Annotated in this window: 16 protein-coding genes; 10 read left to right on the forward strand and 6 right to left on the reverse strand. The window is 58.9% G+C overall.

Annotated elements, in window-relative coordinates:
• Nucleotides 1-14: 14 nt before the first annotated feature.
• The 4 genes from CN673_RS15460 (at nt 15) to CN673_RS15475 (ending at nt 3,742) form a co-directional block, all read left to right on the forward strand.
• Nucleotides 15-1,055, forward strand: a complete 1,041-nt coding sequence (locus CN673_RS15460) for a TRAP transporter substrate-binding protein (protein WP_099867289.1) — start codon at nt 15-17, stop codon at nt 1,053-1,055.
• Between the two features lie 748 nt (nt 1,056-1,803).
• Nucleotides 1,804-2,340, forward strand: coding sequence for a HEPN domain-containing protein (locus CN673_RS15465; protein ID WP_099867290.1), 537 nt, complete (start codon nt 1,804-1,806; stop codon nt 2,338-2,340).
• Nucleotides 2,340-2,876, forward strand: a complete 537-nt coding sequence (locus tag CN673_RS15470; protein ID WP_099867291.1) for a hypothetical protein — start codon at nt 2,340-2,342, stop codon at nt 2,874-2,876. The genes CN673_RS15465 and CN673_RS15470 overlap by 1 nt, the downstream gene beginning before the upstream one ends.
• A gap of 80 nt (nt 2,877-2,956) precedes the next feature.
• Entirely contained in the window at nt 2,957-3,742 is a 786-nt protein-coding gene (locus tag CN673_RS15475) for a hypothetical protein (RefSeq protein WP_099867292.1), read from the forward strand.
• Between the two features lie 366 nt (nt 3,743-4,108).
• Here the strand turns inward: CN673_RS15475 and CN673_RS15480 are convergent, their stop codons facing one another.
• From CN673_RS15480 to CN673_RS15495, 4 genes are all read right to left on the reverse strand, one after another.
• Nucleotides 4,109-4,741, reverse strand: coding sequence for a tyrosine-type recombinase/integrase (locus CN673_RS15480; protein ID WP_099867293.1), 633 nt, complete (start codon nt 4,739-4,741; stop codon nt 4,109-4,111).
• 182 nt (nt 4,742-4,923) lie between these two features.
• Nucleotides 4,924-5,823 (reverse strand): dihydrodipicolinate synthase family protein, encoded by a 900-nt coding sequence (locus CN673_RS15485; RefSeq protein ID WP_099867294.1) that lies wholly within the window; start codon nt 5,821-5,823, stop codon nt 4,924-4,926.
• 18 nt (nt 5,824-5,841) lie between these two features.
• The gene (locus CN673_RS15490; RefSeq protein ID WP_099867295.1) at nt 5,842-6,462 is read right to left on the reverse strand and encodes a LysE family translocator; all 621 of its coding nucleotides are present in this window, start codon (nt 6,460-6,462) and stop codon (nt 5,842-5,844) included.
• A gap of 8 nt (nt 6,463-6,470) precedes the next feature.
• Nucleotides 6,471-7,118: a LysE/ArgO family amino acid transporter gene (locus CN673_RS15495; protein WP_306456963.1), complete on the reverse strand. Its 648-nt coding sequence runs from the start codon at nt 7,116-7,118 to the stop codon at nt 6,471-6,473.
• A gap of 55 nt (nt 7,119-7,173) precedes the next feature.
• On the opposite strand from CN673_RS15495, the gene CN673_RS15500 reads away from it, so the two are divergent.
• Both CN673_RS15500 and CN673_RS15505 read left to right on the forward strand, forming a co-directional pair.
• The gene (locus tag CN673_RS15500) at nt 7,174-8,064 is read left to right on the forward strand and encodes a LysR family transcriptional regulator ArgP (RefSeq protein ID WP_099867297.1); all 891 of its coding nucleotides are present in this window, start codon (nt 7,174-7,176) and stop codon (nt 8,062-8,064) included.
• A gap of 269 nt (nt 8,065-8,333) precedes the next feature.
• Nucleotides 8,334-11,279 (forward strand): DEAD/DEAH box helicase, encoded by a 2,946-nt coding sequence (locus CN673_RS15505; protein ID WP_099867298.1) that lies wholly within the window; start codon nt 8,334-8,336, stop codon nt 11,277-11,279.
• Between the two features lie 155 nt (nt 11,280-11,434).
• Here CN673_RS15505 and CN673_RS15510 read toward each other — a convergent pair whose 3' ends face one another.
• Entirely contained in the window at nt 11,435-12,181 is a 747-nt protein-coding gene (locus tag CN673_RS15510; RefSeq protein ID WP_099867299.1) for an NAD(P)H-dependent oxidoreductase, read from the reverse strand.
• 121 nt (nt 12,182-12,302) lie between these two features.
• Between CN673_RS15510 and CN673_RS15515 the strand changes: the two genes are divergently transcribed.
• Nucleotides 12,303-13,145, forward strand: a complete 843-nt coding sequence (locus CN673_RS15515) for a LysR family transcriptional regulator (RefSeq protein WP_198586017.1) — start codon at nt 12,303-12,305, stop codon at nt 13,143-13,145.
• 127 nt (nt 13,146-13,272) lie between these two features.
• Here the strand turns inward: CN673_RS15515 and CN673_RS15520 are convergent, their stop codons facing one another.
• Nucleotides 13,273-13,905, reverse strand: a complete 633-nt coding sequence (locus CN673_RS15520; RefSeq protein WP_099867301.1) for a tyrosine-type recombinase/integrase — start codon at nt 13,903-13,905, stop codon at nt 13,273-13,275.
• Between the two features lie 357 nt (nt 13,906-14,262).
• Between CN673_RS15520 and CN673_RS15525 the strand changes: the two genes are divergently transcribed.
• Genes CN673_RS15525 through CN673_RS15535 form a run of 3 tightly spaced genes read left to right on the forward strand, consistent with a single transcriptional unit; the run spans nt 14,263 to nt 18,142 of the window.
• Complete coding sequence (locus tag CN673_RS15525; protein WP_099867302.1) at nt 14,263-15,588, forward strand: SIR2 family protein; 1,326 nt, start codon at nt 14,263-14,265, stop codon at nt 15,586-15,588.
• Nucleotides 15,585-16,118, forward strand: coding sequence for a hypothetical protein (locus tag CN673_RS15530; RefSeq protein WP_099867303.1), 534 nt, complete (start codon nt 15,585-15,587; stop codon nt 16,116-16,118). The genes CN673_RS15525 and CN673_RS15530 overlap by 4 nt, the downstream gene beginning before the upstream one ends.
• Complete coding sequence (locus tag CN673_RS15535) at nt 16,115-18,142, forward strand: AAA family ATPase (RefSeq protein ID WP_099867304.1); 2,028 nt, start codon at nt 16,115-16,117, stop codon at nt 18,140-18,142. Before CN673_RS15530 ends, CN673_RS15535 begins: the two co-directional genes overlap by 4 nt.
• Nucleotides 18,143-18,483 lie beyond the last annotated feature (341 nt).

Raw genomic sequence — 18,483 nt, forward strand, 5'->3', positions numbered from 1 at the left:
GAGTGGAACAAGACATGAGAAGGAAAATCGCATGCGCCCTTGTCGGCGCGCTCGCCATGACCACGGCGGCCACCGCGCAGGAGCAGGTCCTCAAGCTGGCGCACGACAACACCCCCGACCCGTTCGACAATCCGGGTCATGCCTGTGCGCAGGTCTTCGCCAACATTGTGCAGAGCGACACGAATGGCGGGATCGAGATCGAGATGTACCCGAACGACCAGCTCGGCTCGAATTCCGAGCAGGTGCAGATGGTACGTGACGGCGTGATCCAGGCCACGATCGCCTCGACCGGGGCGCTTGCCTCATACTATCCGAAGATCGACGTGCTGAACCTGCCTTTCGCCTTCACCGACAACGCGGCGACTTACGAGGTCTTCGACGGAGCGTTCGGCCAGGCCCTCAAGAAGGACATCGAGAGCGAGATGGGCGACGTCGTCGTGCTCGGCTATCCCGACACGGGCGGCTTCTTCGCCGTGACCAACTCCAAGGGACCGATCGAGGACCTTTCCGATTTCGATGGTATCCGGCTTCGCACCATGACCGTGCCGTCGCACCAGGTGATCATCAACGCACTCGGCGCTCAGGCCTATCCGCTGGCATGGGGCGAGGTCTACTCGGCCCTCCAGACTGGCGTGATCGACGGGCAGATGAATCCGGTGCCGATCATCTCTTTCTCGGACTTCGGCGAGGTCCAAGGCTATATGACGCTGACCAATCACCTGTTCTCGCCCTATATTTTCTTGCTCTCCAAAGCCTTCTGGGACGGGCTAGACGAGCGCCAGCAGGAAATCCTCGGCTACGCGGCGCAATCCTGCGTAACCGCATCGCGGGGGCTGTCGCGCATCATCGAAGCGTCCGATCGCGGCGTGGCGGGTCTCGGCGATTCCATGGAAATCACCGCGCTTACTCCGGAACAGCGCGACCAGATGCGCGAGGTCACGCAGCCGCCCTTCGAGGAGCATATCCAGAACGAACTGGGCGAGGACGCCGTCGGTCTTCTAACCCAATTCAAGGAGGAGGTCGGCAAGGCAAACGACTCTGGCTACCTTCAATAATGGGTACCACCCGCCAAACCAGCTTCAATCTACGGGTTTGGCGGGTGCTGGCCGATGCAGAGCTAGGCTTGCAACGACAAGATGGATTGGCGCAACGGACTAAAGCGACAGGAGCACATGATAAGCCTGCATGCGTTGGCGGTCGCGCGACCCACCGCTCGGCAGCGGGTTGGCCAGCGCTCAAATGTGTGTCTCTCAGCCGTGCAAATCGAAGCAACCTTTTCGACCACCTAGTGCAACCAGCAATTAATTCCCCACGTCAGCTATGGGGCCGCTTCCGGACCGTCAGCTTCTGGGCGGGAAACGCGGATAGCGGAAGTTCGGCTGTCGACCCCATCTCGGTCCTTCCGAAAGCACGGACGATTTCCGAAAGCGGTCGTTGCCAGCGCGCTCGACTAAAGCCTAATCGGGGGCGAAAAGGGACTGGCGACTTTTAGCGAAATTCCGTCGACGGCGGACTAACCACCTTTAGCGTTACGGATTGAGATTTTTATCCTATTCCATGGGCGAGCATTCGTTCTCGGTCTGAAGCACCAGATTTGTGAACAGGGGTACCGGTTCGAACCCTGTTGCCCGCACCACCAAACCCTCGGCAAACCGGGGGGCTTTCGGGGCTGGGACGACATTGGTACGACTTCGTAAAATCACAGGAAGGCAGAATCGATACTTCTGTGGACAATGGCTGCTACGAACGGATTGACCGCATCATCCTCCGCTGCCTCTATACGGTCCACGAATGGGGGGATGAATGGTCGAACTGAATCTTACGTATGTCGATGAGCTGATAAGCGTTCGACAGGTGCAGCACGGCGGTGGGCAAGGTGCACCGAGGAAGGTCGAGGACGGATCGAGAGAAGGCGCATCGATCAATCGAAGCTGCGTGGTCATGTTGAGCGCTCTGCTCCAGGCGTACATGCAAGAGGTCTTCCAGCTCTGCGCCAAACAGGCACTGCCAACACTGGTGCCGGAGGCCGTGTGGGATTCTTATTGGAAGCAAATGAAGGGCTGGGGGAATCCTAGTGCAGACAACGCCAAGCTGCTGTTCTTGAAGATTGGCGTCGTAGATGTCTTCGAGGGCTTGAGCTGGCAGAAGACGCCGACGACCAGCGTACGGGCCAAGCTCAACAACCTGAATCATGTCCGGAACAGCATCGCGCACGGCGGAGCCCAGTTGAGGGTCGACGGTAGAAACTACTCTCTGACCCTGGCGAAGGTGAGAACCTTCCGCAACTTCGCTGAGCAGTTCGCGGCCCGTTTCGAAGCTCACGCACTGGGCAAGCTCTGATGGATTTCGATGATCTCATCGAGGAGGTGGCAGCCCCCGAGAAGCGCGCCGGGAAAGTCGCGGACGGCATCGAGCACAAACTTCACGAAGGCGCGGTGATGATAGCCTACGCCATGCACCTGCTCCGAACAACCGACGCCAACCACGTCCGGATCCATCCCGACGGCGAGCACGGCAAGCGCTTCGACTTCGTGGCTTGGCTCGCCCGCCGCGGCTTCGTGAAGACAACTTCAACTGGCACCACGACCTACGGCGGTGAGTACTGGCATCCTGACGGGTGGCGCATCACGATCCACCCTTCATCCGGCAAAGGCGATGTCGTCGCGGAGATAGGCAATCACATCATCTCTGCCGAGTGCAAGGGCGGCATCATCAATACCCGTCATTCAGGCCAGGTCTCGCGGCTCTACAAGGGCCTATGCGAGACCGTGGGCCTCCTGATGGCCTCCGAAAACCCCGGCCGGCAGGTAGCAGTTGTGCCCTACACCGAAAGCACCTTGCGCCTTGCAAGGCGGATGGCTCCGCGCTGCGCCTAAGCGGGCATCGAGATCGCTTTGGTCGGCAGCCGTGGCGAGGTGTTGGACGTCGATGGTAGTTTTACCGAGCAATCTCCGCTATGAGCGACTATGTTTTATTCCAGATGTGGGGACCTCACCGCTCCCTATTGATCGAGCAGCACGAATTCTATGTTCGCGAAGCACGCTCTCGCCTTTTGTCTCGCTTTGAGAATATCGAGGCCGACGCTGACAAAGCCGCAGAAGAATGGTTGGCCGAGAGTGGCAAGTGGTTTGGTCCCGACGACGACGCGGGAAGCTTTTACGAAGCCGCTAACAACGTAAGCATCCAGCATTATCAGATGCTCAGCGACATGCGTGAGCAAACGCGGCTCAGCGTCGTCGCTGGCATGTACCATCAGTGGGACAAGCAGCTTCGTGATTGGCTTGTGAGTGAAATCCAGCATTGGCACCACGGCGACCATGTTCGAGACAAGGTCTGGGGAGCAGATTTCGCTTCCATAACTGATCTGCTTGAGAGTTTCGGATGGCCAATTCGCACCACCCAGTATTTCAAGTCGCTCGACGCATGCCGCCTAGTCGTCAATGTCTATAAGCATGGCGATGGGGGCGCGCTGAATGCCCTGAAGCAACAGCATCCGCAGTATCTTCCAGATCCGTTTGCCAGCGATAGAGGTCGTCCGTTCGACGTATCCCGTCGCGAGCATACCGACCTCAGAGTAGACGATCAGCAGTTCCAGGCATTCGCAGACGCTATGCCAGCGTTCTGGCGCGCGGTCCCGGAGAACGTCTTTGGCTGCAACATGGAGGTCGTCCCGGCTTGGTTTGAGAAGGCAATTTTGAAGGATCGAGAAGCAATGCGGCAGAAGCGCGATCTGCGCTCATAATCTTGGTGACTTCCTCGTCCTCCACGACCTGCACCATTTCCTCTGCGATCATCATCGGCATATATGCGTTGCACGCTCCAAAAGCACAGACCTGTCGCAGCGATAGCGGCGGCAAGTAGAACTGCAACGGCGCGAGACGCGTGATGTAAAAATGATCGCGACAATCCGGCCGTGTATTTCACAACTCGCAGCCAGGAATTTCTCGCGATGTGATGCCCCCAGATTGCCCCACGTTGCAACGTCCGCTTCCTAATATTCTGAGATAGAAACTGACTGTCCGCTCCCCACCCCCGGTTCGACTTCTGTGAACCAAGAGCCAGTGGCACGAAGCGGTCATCCGTGTTGAGCGAATGACCGCTCCAAGGCTCATATTTCCGTCCGTTCAGCGAGAAGCAAAGCATCCTCTATATCCACACCGAGATAGCGAACGGTATTCTCGATCTTGGTGTGGCCGAGCAGAATCTGTATGGCTCGTAAATTGCCCGTTGCCTTGTAGATCATCGCCGCCTTCGTTCTTCGCAGCGAATGCGTGCCATAGTCCGATGATCGAAGGCCAATGGCTGTGACCCACTCATCGACCAGACGGGCATACTGCCGTGTGCTCATGTGGTTGTCGTGATCAACCCGGCTCGGGAAGGCATAGTCATTGACACTGCCCCCGCGCTTCTCAAGCCATGAGAGAAGGCTGGCACGCACGTCGCTGGTCAGCTCGAACTGGACTGGCCGTCCGGTCTTCTGCTGAACGACCATTGCCCGTGTTCGAATTTCCGGCCCTGTGACCAGGTCGCCAGTCTTGATCTTGACGAGATCGCAACCGCGCAGCTTGCTGTCGAGTGCTAGATCGAACAGAGCGCGGTCCCGAATTCGCCCTTCCCGATCCAGGAAGAAGCGGATTGCCCAGATCTGCTTCTGTGTCAGAGGGCGCTTGGTTCCAACCGTCTTTCCGGCATTCCATGCAGCCCGCCCTTGGGCTGCAGCATCATATCGATAGTATCCCATTTGACTTCTCCGTGGCCTTTATTGGCCAATAGAGAAACGTTGAGACCGGCAGCCGGGGGGCCGAGTGCTGACTGTCTGCTTTCAGGAGCAAATCACAGAAAGCTGACGCTTCGCAGCCAATCCATTGCAGGTTTGACCGAACAGCCGCGATGGGCCGAACTTTCCGAGTTGAAGTGCCGGCGTCAGCCAGTCACCAGCAAGGGTTCTACCGCCGCCACCACCCTTTCTCGGGCTTTGTCCTCAAGCCGACGAATCGGCCGAGGTGGAGACAGTCGGCCAAGCCCGGTCATCTCGACAATCACGTACATGACCCGCAAACTACCAAAGGTCTTGAAAGTGTCCCAAAGTGGTTGGAGCGACGCGTCGATCTTCCGCACATTGTCGGCATCGCCGGCCTGCGCGGCCCTTACCATCGCCAGGACAGGTCCTGGTAGCGTTCCGCCCAGGACACTATAAAAGGCGTCCGCGCCCGCCAGCATGGCGTCTGCCATCCCCCAATCCCCGCTGTAGCCGATCGAGAGACTTGTTCGTTGGCGCAGAGTTGCGAGCTCCGACGTAAGGTCTCCATCGGACGGCAAGGGCATCTTGACCGCCTTGATCCTTGGCAGGGTAGAGAGCCGGGCCAGGAGGTCGAGGCTGAAGCTGAAATGCGTCGTGCCGGGATTGTTGTAAATGCAAAGCGGCAAAGCCGACGCCTCCGTGACGGCCCGGAAGTGTTCATACACCTCATCCTGTGTGAGCGGAGTGTAAGAGACGGGGGCCATTAGCAGAGCGTCGGCGCCCGCTGCTTCAGCATCGCGTGCGAGATGTTGCGCCTCGTCCGTGCGGAGCGCTCCGACGCCAACGACAAGCGGCACTCGACCTTTAACACACTCAACGGCTGCGTCGATCGCGCGCCGCCGCTCCTCGCGCGACAGATACGCGTAGATGCCCGTCGAACCGAGCAGACCGATCGAGCCCACTTGTGCTTCACACAGCCGTTCCAGCAATCGCGCCAGGATATCAGTATCGACGCGACCGTCTTGATCGGCCGGCGTGATCGGAAAGGCGGAAAGCCCATGAAAGTGTGACGAACCGAGCATTGCAGCCCCTTTGGCGATTTATCGTGAGAAGAGCAGCCGGAGGCCGGCGCCGGCGAAGAACACGGCAAGGACGCCTTCGAACCAACGTCTTGCCTTGGCATAGGCCTTCACCATCGGAGCGGTTGAGAACAACAGGGCATAGCCCGAAAAGACGATGATGCCGAGGATATTACAGCCAATCAGCGCGACGGCGACAGCGGCAGGGGTAGCGTTCTGGCTGACGCCGAGCGACATGATCGCTAGCCAGGCGAGCACAGCCTTCGGGTTGCCGACATGCATGAGGACGCCGCGCCGGTAGAATATCAAGGCGTTCGGCGCGGCCGCCACCGATTGGCCCAGTTCCATGTCGGGGGTGGCGGCCGATCGTGCCGCGTTCCAGGCGAGCCACAACAGATAGAGCGCCCCCGCCACCTTCAGCACCGTCACGGCATGCGCGTAGGTGGTGAGAAGAGCCGAAACACCCGTAGCGGCAATCGTTCCCCAGATGACCGACATGGTGATGACACCGGCGGCCAAGGCGAGACCGGAGCGGCGGCCGTGGCGCATTGCTGCGTTCATGATCGCCATGTTGCTTGGTCCAGGACTCGCAACGGCGATGACGTAGGCGGTGTAGACCAGCAGCAAGTCGTTAAGGGTCATAGCGGTGGTTAGCCCGGTTGGTTGAATGCGCTCATCAGAAGCGACGCCGAAAGGCCTAGCATGACGATGCCGACAACGGCATCCAGAATTCGCCAGGCGGATGGGCGAGTGAAGACCGGTTGAAGCAGTCGAGCGCCGTAGCCGAGTGTAGCGAACCATACGAAACTTGCCGTCACTGCCCCGAGCGCGAACACCGGACGCAATGCTTCCGGCTGCGCCGAGGCCGCCGTTCCCATCAGGAGGACCGTATCGAGATAGACGTGGGGGTTGAGAAAGGTGAACGCCGCACCGGTGACCATGATTCGACCAAGTGAATGTGCCTCAGTGGCCGCTATCGACACAGCGGTTACCGAAGTCATTCGGCGCAGCGCAGTGATGCCGTACCACGCGAGAAATACGGCGCCCCCAATCGTCAGGATTGTTGCCAGCTCTGGCACGGCAGCTAGGAATGCGCCGACGCCACTGATACCTGCTGTGATCAACAGAGCATCGGATAGCCCAAAGAACAGAATAATTGCTCCGACATGCTCTCCTTTCAGCCCTTGGCGCAGGACGAAGAGATTTTGCGCGCCGATCGCCATGATCAGGGCGGCGGAAAGGGCAAAGCCGGAAATGAACGAGGTTACAGAGACGGTCATGAACGGCGAATGCCGCAAAGCGAAGGCTAAGTAAAACTTGTTTTTCTACGCCAGGTGAAGCTATGCTTCATCAATGCTGGATTATCCTGCCCTTGCTGCTGTGGCCGCTGTCATCCGCGAAGGCACGTTTGAACGTGCTGCGGTCTTACTCGGCATTACGCCGTCCGCCGTTTCGCAACGCGTTCGCGGATACGAAGAACGGCTGGGAGCGATCTTGATCATCAGAGGACAGCCCTGCCAGCCTACCGAGCTTGGCCGAAAGCTCTGCGCCCACTTCGACCGTGTGCGCCTGCTTGAAACCGATCTCGCACCCGATCTGACGTCGCGTGCAGGACCGGAACCGTCACGGGTTCCTCTCAAGGTGGCAGTCAACGCCGATAGCCTCGCCACATGGTTTCCTGAGGCAGCAAGGATATTCGGACATGGCTCCGGCATTCCGCTCGACCTGACCCTCGATGACGAGGCGCACACCGCCGAGCGACTTCGCTCCGGTGAAGTGATGGCCGCCGTGACAGCAGAAGCCGGGACTGTGCAGGGATGTCGAACCGTTCCGCTCGGTTCACTGCAGTATGCGGCCTGCGCCAGCCCCGAATTCGTCTCTCGTTTCTTTCCGAATGGCACGACAGCTACCCAACTCACGAAAGCGCCCTGCCTGCGCTTCGATCGCAAGGATGGTCTTCAAGCCAGATGGGTCAGAAGGAAATTCGATATCGAACTTGATGCCCCAACATACTCGGTTGCATCGACCCATGCGTTCATCGATCTGACAATCGCCGGTTTGGCCTGGGGTATGCAACCGCTTCAATTGGCAGAATCTCATCTTGCTGCTGGGCGGCTGGTCGAACTTGATCCGCAAATACGGATCGATGTCGAGTTGAGCTGGATCGTCGCCGGCCTTCCGATAGCGTCGCTCGACCTTTTGACGAAGGCAGTTTGCGCATCGGCAAGGAGCAGACTGTATTGATGCAAACGAGTCTGTCTTCCGTAGCGCTCAGTCGCGCTTTTACGCTGCCCTCTTCTATGACCGCTCGATAGCGGAAATAAATCTCCGTCGTCAACGGGGCCGACAGCGGACCGTCATGTTTAGGGCGACCGGTACGGTATAGCCGCCCTTCGTAGTCCTCCCAGATTAACCCACGCCCAGTGGATGTTCATGTGCCCGGACCTAGGTTGCAGACATTTCGAAGCACATGATATGAAAACATATGGGAAATAGTTCGTGCCGGGGGGCGCGTGTCATATTTTAAAGCGAATTATTCGAAGCTCTCGTTTCCTATCGCAGACGAAGAGAAGAACATCGAGGGATTCCGCGAAGCCCAGCGAGGAGCATTGTTCGCGGTCGGGTCGCACTTCACCTTCAGACAAGAGCCGGCGATCGTCACCATGCCCACCGGATCGGGTAAGACGGCTGCGCTTCAGGCATGCGCCTTCCTATTAAGGGCAACTCGCGTTCTCATACTGACACCGAGCCGTCTCGTCCGTGAGCAGATCGCCGAGGATTTTGCAGCTCTCGGTGTGCTCAAGCGTGTCGGAGCGCTGTCTCAGGGTCTGGAGTCCCCGAAGGTGATGCCGACCGCGCACCGGGTGACAGACCCCGCGTCCTGGGAAGCAATGCGTAACTTTGATGTCGTCGTCGCCACTGTGCCGAGCGTAAGCTCCCATCTGGAGGGCGTGCCCAAGCCACCGCCTGACCTATTCGATCTGATTCTCGTCGACGAGGCGCATCACAGTCCGGCCATCACTTGGCAGATGCTACTCGCCGACTTCCCGGATGCTCGAAGGGTCTTATTCACCGCCACGCCCTTCAGGCGCGACGATCGGGAGATAAAGGCGCGGTTCGTCTACACCTACGACGTGCGCTCCGCATACCGTGACGGTGTCTTCGGTCACATCGACTACCAGCCCGTCGTTGTGAAGGCGCGCGGCGGTGATCGTCAGCGGTTAGAGGACGTCGCCATCGCCCATGCTGCGGAGGCCAAGGTACGCGCGGATGTTGAGGCAGGGCTCGACCACCTTCTGATGGTCCGGACGGACAGTCGGAAGCGTGCCAAGGAGATTGAGGCGATATACGCGGCGGAGACGAAGCTGCGCCTGAAGCTCGTCCATGGCGCGCAGTCGCTCAGCACTGTAAAAAAAACGCTGGCCTCGCTGCGGGACGGGCATCTTGATGGCATCATCTGCGTAAACATGCTCGGTGAAGGGTTTGACATGCCGAGGCTGAAAGTCGCGGCGGTGCATGCGCCCCATCGGTCGCTCGCTATCACGCTCCAGTTCATAGGACGGTTTGCAAGAACATCTCGCCGCAAACTCGGGGACGCCACCTTTATCGCTCCCCAGTCCGCCATACAGCTTGAGGCCGAACGCCTGTACACCACTGGCGCGATTTGGGCGGAGATCGTGCCGAACCTGAGCGAGGCCCGGATTCGGCGCGAAGTCGAAGCGCGTGAGACGCTGGACACGTTCGACTTCGAGGCGCCGACCATCCCTGACCTGTCAGATCTCTCTCTATACTCGCTAACGCCGTATTTGCATGTGAAGGTCTTTCACCTGCGCGAGGCCTTCGATGTCACCGCCACGCCCACCTTCGGTCACGACCGGGAGATGGTCTTCGGGCGGGTCAGTCAGGAGACCAGCTCTAGCGTGTTCGTGACGCGGCGTGCTGGCAGGGTCGAGTGGTCCGCCGACGACCGTTTGATTGACGTCGAGTTCGATGTCTTCATCTTCTACTACGACGCGAAGTCGAGGCTGCTATTCGTCTGCGCCTCAAAGCGGAGCGATGGGCTGTACCAGAGGGTGGTTCGGTCGATGGTTGGATACAATCCCAGTATCCTGCCCTTGGAAGTGTTGAACCGGGCACTCAAAGGCCTTGAGGGAGCGAAGTTCTTCAACGTCGGAATGCGGAACCGACAACAGTCCAGCACCACTGAATCATATCGGATGATCACCGGTCCAAGGGCGGATGGCGCGATCAGGCCGGGGGATGCGCGTCTTTATCATCGCGGGCACGTGTTCGGCACCGCGATCGAGGACGGTGCCTCGATTACGATTGGGTTGAGCAGCGCATCCAAGATCTGGAGTAACAGGTCGCTGCGGCTGTTCGAGCTGCTGGAGTGGTGCCGCAAGGTCGCCGCCAAGCTGCATGACCGTAAGGCGGCGGTGACAGGAAGCAAGATTGATCTGCTGCAGACGGGGAAGGCCGTTTCAGCGATCCCGGCACCCGTCATGGCGGCGGACTGGGAGGACCGCAGCTTTTATGTCGACCCGCCGATGCTCGCCTATCGGGGCAACCGTGGCCCACGTCAGGATCCGATTAATGACATGTCGCTGTGGGTCGATGCTTCCGGCAACAAGCAGGTGGAGTTGCGTCTTGAGGGCGGGGAGCTGAGGACGTACCTTACCTATGAGATCGGGCGTACCCCACTCTTCGCATATGCCGACGCGTCGCAGACCCGCCCGCAGGTCGTAAGGGCTCGATCGACCGAAGACCTAGTAGATGTACTGAACGACAACCCCCTGCACCTCATGCTTGTCGACGGGTCAAGATTGACCGGCGCTACTCACTACTCGGCACCCGCGGAGGGCGTCGAGCCCTTCGACATCTCGCTGATTGAAGCCGTAGACTGGGCTGCCGAGAGCATCGACGTGCAGATCGAATTTGCCGAGGGCGCGGCTCAGGCGTCGTCCATTCAGGGCTATCTGGTCAAAGCGTTAGACAGGGACGAGTACGAAGTTGTCTACTGGGACCATGGTAGCGGGGAAACCGCTGATTTCGTAACATTCTCCCGGTCTTCCGACGGCGGCACATGGGTGACGTTCTATCATTGCAAGGGATCTGGCGGTGCCCTACCCGGCAATCGCGTAGACGACGTTTACGAGGTCTGCGGCCAAGCGGTGAAGTGCCTGATCTGGTGCGACCTGCCTCGGCTCGTCAACCGCCTCCAGCAGCGCTTCACGGCGGGAACTGGGCAGGCGAGATTCATTAAAGGAGACGAGGCCAAGCTCGCATCGTTTGCAACCGCCTTGCCAGTTACGTTCAAGGTGGTTGTCGTGCAACCCGGCATCGCCAACATGAAGCCTACTCAGAAGATCGCGGAGGTGCTTGCCGCAGCCAATTCTTACCTCGTCGATGCCGGACATGCAGAACTGAGGGTTTGGGGCAGTGCCAAGCCTAAGAAGTAGCTTCGGGCACGGTGTTTTGCACATCCTAAGCAACTGCCGGACGGGGGCCGTGAGCGGTCTGTCCGGTTCTGGTCGAGAAGCGGCGACAGCCGACATTCGGAATCCGACCCCACTGCGGTCGTTCATGACACGAAACCGGCCTCCTAGAAGCTGACCTAGCAAGCGCCGTGTTTCGCTCCGCTGATCGAACGTCCGGCTTCGTCCCAGCTTGCCCAACCAGGAAAATTGAGAGGGTCCTCGTCCGCAATACGGGCGAGGCGGCTGGACCAGTTGTCGATGTTTCGCTGAAGCTGGCGTTTCATCTCCTGTTCGTCGCTATAGCCATAGCCGTGACCGGAGACTTCAAAATGGCATTGGGGTGCAAGAACCGAAAAGCCGAGATAATGCAGGGAATACTGGATGGGCCAAAGCATGGTGTTCATGTCGCCACCACGGGCGCCAGGACCGAATGCGGTTTCAGGCGCGCCGGTCGTCAAAGAAAGGACGGCTCGTTTGCCTTTAAAATATCCTGTGTCGTAGCGCATGCGGCTTCGGTAGATTTTGCCAGAGACGAACACGCGATCAAACCAGCCCTTCAGGATGGCCGGAGGCCCATGCCACCAGAGAGGAAACTGGAGGATCACCACATCGGCCGCTTCTAGTTTTGCAATTTCCGTGACGACATCCTGCGGCAGTGTATGCGTATCGCTTGCGTGTCGCTGCTCGGCCAACGGGACGAACGCCGATGCATCGATGCGATGCCGATAATGACGGCCAGCCTCGACCGGATCAAAGTCTTCGGCATAAAGATCGGAGATTACGACCTCATTGCCACTGGCTGAAAGGACCCGCTGGGCCGCGCCTGTCAGTTGAGCGTTATAAGAGGTCGCTTCCGGATGGGACTGGACGATCAGGAAATTCATGACGGGTGGCCTCATTGCTGACTTGGCCATCATTTCGCGATAGTTTACGCAAGCCAATCCGCCATCAACGCCAGCCGCGCTTGCAATTATGCAAATAAGAACGAGTTCAGACGATCTCGAATTGATCCGGTTGATTGCTGCTGCCGGAACCCTGGCGGAAGCGGCCCGTCAATTGTCCATCAATCACGCGACGGTCTTTCGCCGCCTCAACAGAATCGAAGAGAATTTGGGCGTTCGACTCTTTGACAGGAGCCGAACCGGCTACGTGCTCACCTCGGCCGGCGAACTCGCGATTGACCATGCTGAAAGGGTGGCGGACGAGTTGGCTGCGTTTGAGAACAAGGTGGTTGGAACCGAGCAGACACCAGCTGGTACGGTAAGATTGACCACAACCGACACCCTATTGGCGGGTCCTGTGGGTTCCATCCTTTGCCGGTTTCGACAGCTCTATCCTAAGATTGACGTCGAAATCGTCACATCCAACACCGTCGCGAATCTGGAGCGGCGAGAAGCGGACTTGGCTCTTCGACCTGCCCGAAACCCTTCGGCATCATTGTTGGGGCGACGTATTGGCAAGATCGAACTGGCCATTTACGCGCAGCACGGGCTCGCCACCGGGCTTGATCCCTTGTCTTCGGATGTCCTGGAGTGGATCGGCCCGGAGGACGGTTTCGGCGATCCCGCGCTGGCCGCGTGGTTCGCGTCCAATGAAGTGGAGCAGCGAGTACACGTGCGTACGAACACGCTGATGGGCATGCTGGCCCTGACGGCGAGTGGGAATGGCTTTTCGGTCCTTCCGACCTATCTCGCAAATTCGATCGCCGGGCTCGAACAATTGTCTCCCCCTATACCCGAACTCACAATCGACCTTTGGCTTCTCCGCCATCCTGCACTGCGCGAGACCGCAAGAATCCAGGCACTGGCTGATTTTCTGGCCAAGGCGTTGTCGATGAAGACGGTTTGACAGGCAGCTACACCTTTATCGTCTCAGAAGCCGACGTTCCGCTCCCCACCCCACGATGGCCGAAGTGGCTTGGCAGACCGCATGCCGTGAGCGGCCATCCGCGCTAGGTTCGGACGGCCGCTCTACGTCAGATCTCGGTTCTCTCAGCCAAGAGGAGCGCGTCCTCCACATCAACGCCAAGATAGCGGACCGTGTTCTCGATCTTGGAGTGACCCAGCAATATCTGGATGGCGCGGATGTTTCCCGTTGCCCTGTAGATCATCGATGCCTTCGTGCGTCGGAGCGAGTGGGTGCCGTACTCTTCTGGACGCAAACCTATCGCAGTCACCCATTCGTCGACCAAGCGAGCATACTGCCTTGTACTCATGTGCTTCGTGTGATCGATCCGACTAGGGAACGCGTAGTCCTCGACCGTGCCGCCTCGTCGTTCGAGCCACGCCAGCAGGCTCGCTCTCACGTCGGCGGTGATTTCGAACTGGACCGGCCGCCGCGTCTTTTGCTGGATTACGGTCGCCCGTGTTCTGATCTCCGGTCCGGCGACCAAATCGCGTATCGTAATCTTGACCAGGTCACAGCCACGAAGCTTGCTGTCGATTGCCAGATCGAACAGCGCGCGGTCCCGAACGCGTCTCTCGCGATCGAGGAAGAAGCGAATTGCCCAGATCTGCTTCTGGGTGAACGGGCGCTTGGTGCCGACCTTCTTTCCGGCGTTCCATGCGGCGCGCTCGCGACTAGCATCATCGTATCTTGAATGGCCCATCTGAGTTCTCCTCGGCCTTGATTGGCCAGAGGAGATATTCGCGGAACGTTGAGGATTAGGGGCCGTGTCTGGACAGTCTGCTTTTGAGAAGTGCTCGAAGGTAAGCTGCCGTAGTTCACGGTCGTCGGACAAAATTTGCTTCGTCAGCTCACTGCTGACCTGAAGTCACCGAGTGCCCCATTGCAGGATTCTCTCTAGGACGGCGTAAAGGCGACATCTTGGTGCTCGGCGGCTGATGGTTCTGGCCGCCTAAGAAATCGCTCTGTAGGCAATGATTGCTACCAACTCCGGTGCTGACAGGACGGCAAACGTTGTTCTAACTTTCCAACTGCAATAGCATAGGGCACGAAGCGAAAAATGGACGTCATCGATATTCAGGAAGGTGTCGAGAAGGCGGTGGATGCGCTCTTGGCGGATAGACTGGCACTATTGTGCGGGGCCGGCCTGTCGATGGCCGCTCCCAGCTCGGTACCAAGCGCAGCGGCATTAGCGTGGAAGGCGAAGCAGAAATACGACGCGACTCATGGCGCGTCACGGCCTCAACTGGCTGATTCCATCGACGATCAGGCCGAGTTCTTCTTTCAGCGCGGCGAATTGGCCAATGTCTATCTGAAATCCTATATCGATCATGATGCGTTTGCAGGTGTTCCGAACGATGGTCACTTGGCCGCCGCCGATCTTCTTCTTACCGGAGGCATCGGCACGGCTGTCTCAACAAACGTAGACACCCTGATCGAAGCGGCGGGCAATCTTCTGTTTGGCCACATCGGAGCAGGCGTGAGCCGCGATCAGGTCGCCGCGCTCCCGGCAAACAGGTCGCCGCTGCTGAAGATACATGGTTGCTGGAGCAATCCTAACGGTACTGTCTGGGCAGCTGGTCAAGTCGCCGCCGAACCGATTCACACGCGCCTCGCGGAGAGTGCTGCGTGGTTAACGCAGCGCCTGCTCGATCGCGACCTCGTGATCGTCGGCTATTGGACCGACTGGGATTATCTCAATCAGGTGCTGGAACAGGCTCTGGCGGCGGTCAACCCTAGCCGGATCATCGTCATCGATCCCTGTGACACTGCAGCGTTCGAAACAAAGGCGAAAGCGCTGTTCGACCTTGGTCAGAGAGCGACGGGCGGGTTTTTCCATGTCAAGGAATCTGGTGCAGTATTCCTGAACCATCTACGGGTCGAGTTCTCTAGGTCGATGTTGCGGCAAATCCTGCATTCGGGTGCGGCCAGCTTCGAGGCGCAATCTGGGGCGGCACCGGCCGCCGCTTGGCTCGAACCTTCGTCGACGGATGCCCAGACGCTCTGGCGCATCCGCCGCGATCTTGAAGGCGCGATGCCCAACGAACCCGCAAAGGGGCACCAGCCTGTCGAGGAGCCTCTCTTGGGAATGACACTCCTTCAGTTGCAGGCCGCTGGCGCCGCTCCCGAGGATATCTGCTGGAATCTCGGCGGCAGTCGTATCCGGGTGTTGCGATCGATAAATCGGCCTCTCCACGAAGTCGAGGCGGCCTATGCGCGCGAAATCGCACCGGTAGTCGCACCCGAGTTTGTGATCGTCGTAGGCGCTGAGGCGCTAACCCTGCCAGCGAGCATCGCGAGGGGCGGCGGAACCGGATCCATCGTGCGAGGCTCGCCCACCAAATGGCGTTCCAGACCCGACGCTGTTGCGGAGTTAGGATTGTGAACGTCTTGCAGATCGTGTCGCAGCAGTTGAAAGAGGCAGCATATTCAGTAGCTGCACTTGAGGAGCCTTCGGTCAAATACCTGGCATTCGAGGGCGATACAGTCTTGGGGTTCGTCCTGGCGTTTCCGAACACTCAAAGTTTGATCAAGAACTGGCGATCCCACAGTCAGCAAGTCTTGAAGGCCGCGCAATTTGGGCTGCGGCGCGCGGAAGCTAAGTCTTGGAATGCCTATCTGATCCTGCTGGCGGCAGAGCCTGCGGACTATGGTGCCAGCATAACGCTGAGCGCGATAGAAGAGGATCTGACGGGTACGCGCAAGATCGCACGCGCGGGGGTCGGTAACGATGAGGACGCGCGTGCCGCATTGCTGCCTCTGCTCGCCATCCAGAATGCACCCCAGCTTGATGCCGTAGACATGGCCTCGGAAATCCGCCTGCGTACCTCCGAGCTGCCAACCGATCTCGTCGACGCGTTTGTCGGCGGTGCCGCGGATGCGGCAATCCTCCAGATGCTAGAGACCGGCCAATGAGGCTCAGTTACGTCCATCTTCACGGTTTCCGAGGTTATCGAAAGCCCGTTCGTCTCCAGTTTGCCGACAGCTTCACGATCCTCGATGGCCGCAATGGTGTCGGCAAGAGCACTATATTCGACGCCGTGGAGTTCGCGCTGACGGGCACGATCAGCAAATATCTCGATGCGAAAGCGGATGGTGAATCCGTTACTGACTATCTCTGGTGGGCCGGTCCCGACGAGCTGGACCAGGATCTCTCAAAGCATTTTGTGGAGGTCGGTTTCTCTAACGGTGACGCGCAGTTCGCGATCCGCCGTACCCCGCTTGATCCGAAGGACTTCGATGTCCGCGCGAAGGCCGAGCACTTGTTCCGGGCCGACGCGGCGCCACGCGAAGCCATCGCTCAATTGTGCAACTCTACGATCATCCGGGACGAGCACATTGCGCGATTGAGTTTGGATCTGAAGGAAGGCGATCGATTCACCTTGCTCCGCGACGCGATCGGTGCCGTCGATGCGGAAGACTGGATCAAGCGCGCTCAAGCAATTTATTCGGCAGCTGCCTCTAGGACGAAGACGGCGCAAGGAGAAGTGGAAACGGCGAGCACCGCGCAGGCCAATGCGGCGAGGCAAATCGATCAAGCACGCGCATCCCTGCCGGCCGTAGACGTCGTTGGACAAGCCAGTGCACGCCTGCAACGAAATCTTGGGGCGAGCGGCTCGCCAAGCCAATTGTCAGATCTCGCCCGCGAACGCCTCGCTGCCATCACACTTGAGATTGAAAACCTGCGATCCCTGATAGCCGGATATGCCGTGTTCGAGAGCGCGCGGCGTGGTCTCTCGGATGCTGAGAAACGTGCCTCCGAGGCTTCGGTGGCCGCAAACTTGGCGCAGCTGCGCTACGATGAAGCGGTGAACGCATTGTCGGCGTCACCAGAGGCAACTGAACTTTCGATGCAGGCTCGGCAGCTTGAAAATCTGGTGGAGTTGGGCCGCCAGCTCGGACTCCGTGACGGTCACTGCCCGCTATGCGCAAGCGGCATCAGCCACGATGAATTCGGTCACGGCCTCGATCTGGCCCTTAGCATCGCAAAGGGGCTAGATGCCAAAGCGGTGGAGCAGGCTCAGAAAGAGCGCGAACGGGACACTGCTCTGCGCGAAGCTCAAACTGCCGAGCAGGACGCCCTCGAGGCCACTGCCGGACGCGATCAGTTAGCAATCTCGATCAAGGATTTCGAGGCTCGCCTCGTGAACGCCTCGCTGGAGAACGCTAGCGCCGCCGAGATCGAAGATCGTCTTGTGAAGGTCGAGACTGAGCAGCAGTCCATTGCGTCGGATCTGCGCGTCTTCGACACCCACTCGACAGACCGCGTCATAACCCGCTTACTTGGTGAGCAATCTGCCGCGGCTGACCGTGTACGATCTGCCGAGGTTCGACTGGGGCGGGCGCGCACCGCCGAAGCCCGCGCGAAGTCGATTTACGATGCCGCGCGCCGCGCCGCTGCTGAAACGTTGCAACTCCGCCTCGATCGCGTGATTCCTCTGATGTCTGAGCTCTACAAGCGTCTGCGTCCGCATCCGATCTGGGGCGACATCGAATACAGCGTGCGCGGCGATGTGAAACGATTTCTCACATTGAAGGTCGATGGCGAGGTGAACCCCCAATTTGTGTTCTCAAGCGGCCAGCGCCGTGCGACAGGCCTCGCGTTCCTACTGTCCGTCAACCTCTCGATCGCATGGAGCAGATGGCAGAGCATCTTGCTGGATGACCCGGTGCAGCATGTCGATGATTTCCGCACCGTGCACCTTGCAGAGGTATTGGCACAACTCTGCGCATCCGGCCGCCAAGTCATCTGCGCGGTCGAAGACAGCGCGCTAGCGGATCTCATGTGCCGTCGATTGCCATCGACGGTCACATCGCCTGGGAAACGGATCAGCCTTGGCGCTGATGCGACCGGGGCGCTGGCAGTCGTCCATGAACAGACCGTGGCTACTCTTAGTCGTCGGTCACTGGTGCCGGCAGACAATTTGCTGACTGCCTGAACCGACTCCTTCGGATCGTGCAGCGCCGGGCTGGACTGAGCCGTCACCTGAGCTCGCACCGCTCTCGCACGAAGATGTCCTTCCAGCGTCAGACTGATTAATGTCTGCTTTTAGGACATCGCAGAATTGAGCCGTACGACCGAGATAAGGGCGCTTACCGACGTACCACACTGACGACTATCGCCACATCATCATCGATCGCACTGATGGTGGTTAGAAAACCGATTCGAGCCACCCCAGCACATCGTCACTTGCTTGGTCCATCATGAAGAGCGGATCGCCGACGTTCTCGATGAGAATGAAAGTAAGACGCTTGAAGCCCTGCTCGACAAGCTTTGTCG

It is taken from the genome of Neopararhizobium haloflavum (assembly GCF_002750855.1).
Taxonomy (GTDB): Bacteria; Pseudomonadota; Alphaproteobacteria; order Rhizobiales; family Rhizobiaceae; genus Georhizobium; species Georhizobium haloflavum.

Bases quoted from the DNA above. Each gene is read 5' to 3' on its own strand.
- CN673_RS15525 (WP_099867302.1), top strand. From the start codon at position 14,263: ATGGACGTCATCGATATTCAGGAAGGTGTCGAGAAGGCGGTGGATGCG.
- CN673_RS15480 (WP_099867293.1), bottom strand. From the start codon at position 4,741: ATGGGATACTATCGATATGATGCTGCAGCCCAAGGGCGGGCTGCATGG.
- CN673_RS15510 (WP_099867299.1), bottom strand. From the start codon at position 12,181: ATGAATTTCCTGATCGTCCAGTCCCATCCGGAAGCGACCTCTTATAAC.
- CN673_RS15520 (WP_099867301.1), bottom strand. From the start codon at position 13,905: ATGGGCCATTCAAGATACGATGATGCTAGTCGCGAGCGCGCCGCATGG.
- CN673_RS15535 (WP_099867304.1), top strand. From the start codon at position 16,115: ATGAGGCTCAGTTACGTCCATCTTCACGGTTTCCGAGGTTATCGAAAG.
- CN673_RS15490 (WP_099867295.1), bottom strand. From the start codon at position 6,462: ATGACCCTTAACGACTTGCTGCTGGTCTACACCGCCTACGTCATCGCC.
- CN673_RS15485 (WP_099867294.1), bottom strand. From the start codon at position 5,823: ATGCTCGGTTCGTCACACTTTCATGGGCTTTCCGCCTTTCCGATCACG.
- CN673_RS15475 (WP_099867292.1), top strand. From the start codon at position 2,957: ATGAGCGACTATGTTTTATTCCAGATGTGGGGACCTCACCGCTCCCTA.
- CN673_RS15460 (WP_099867289.1), top strand. From the start codon at position 15: ATGAGAAGGAAAATCGCATGCGCCCTTGTCGGCGCGCTCGCCATGACC.
- CN673_RS15465 (WP_099867290.1), top strand. From the start codon at position 1,804: ATGGTCGAACTGAATCTTACGTATGTCGATGAGCTGATAAGCGTTCGA.
- CN673_RS15470 (WP_099867291.1), top strand. From the start codon at position 2,340: ATGGATTTCGATGATCTCATCGAGGAGGTGGCAGCCCCCGAGAAGCGC.
- CN673_RS15500 (WP_099867297.1), top strand. From the start codon at position 7,174: ATGCTGGATTATCCTGCCCTTGCTGCTGTGGCCGCTGTCATCCGCGAA.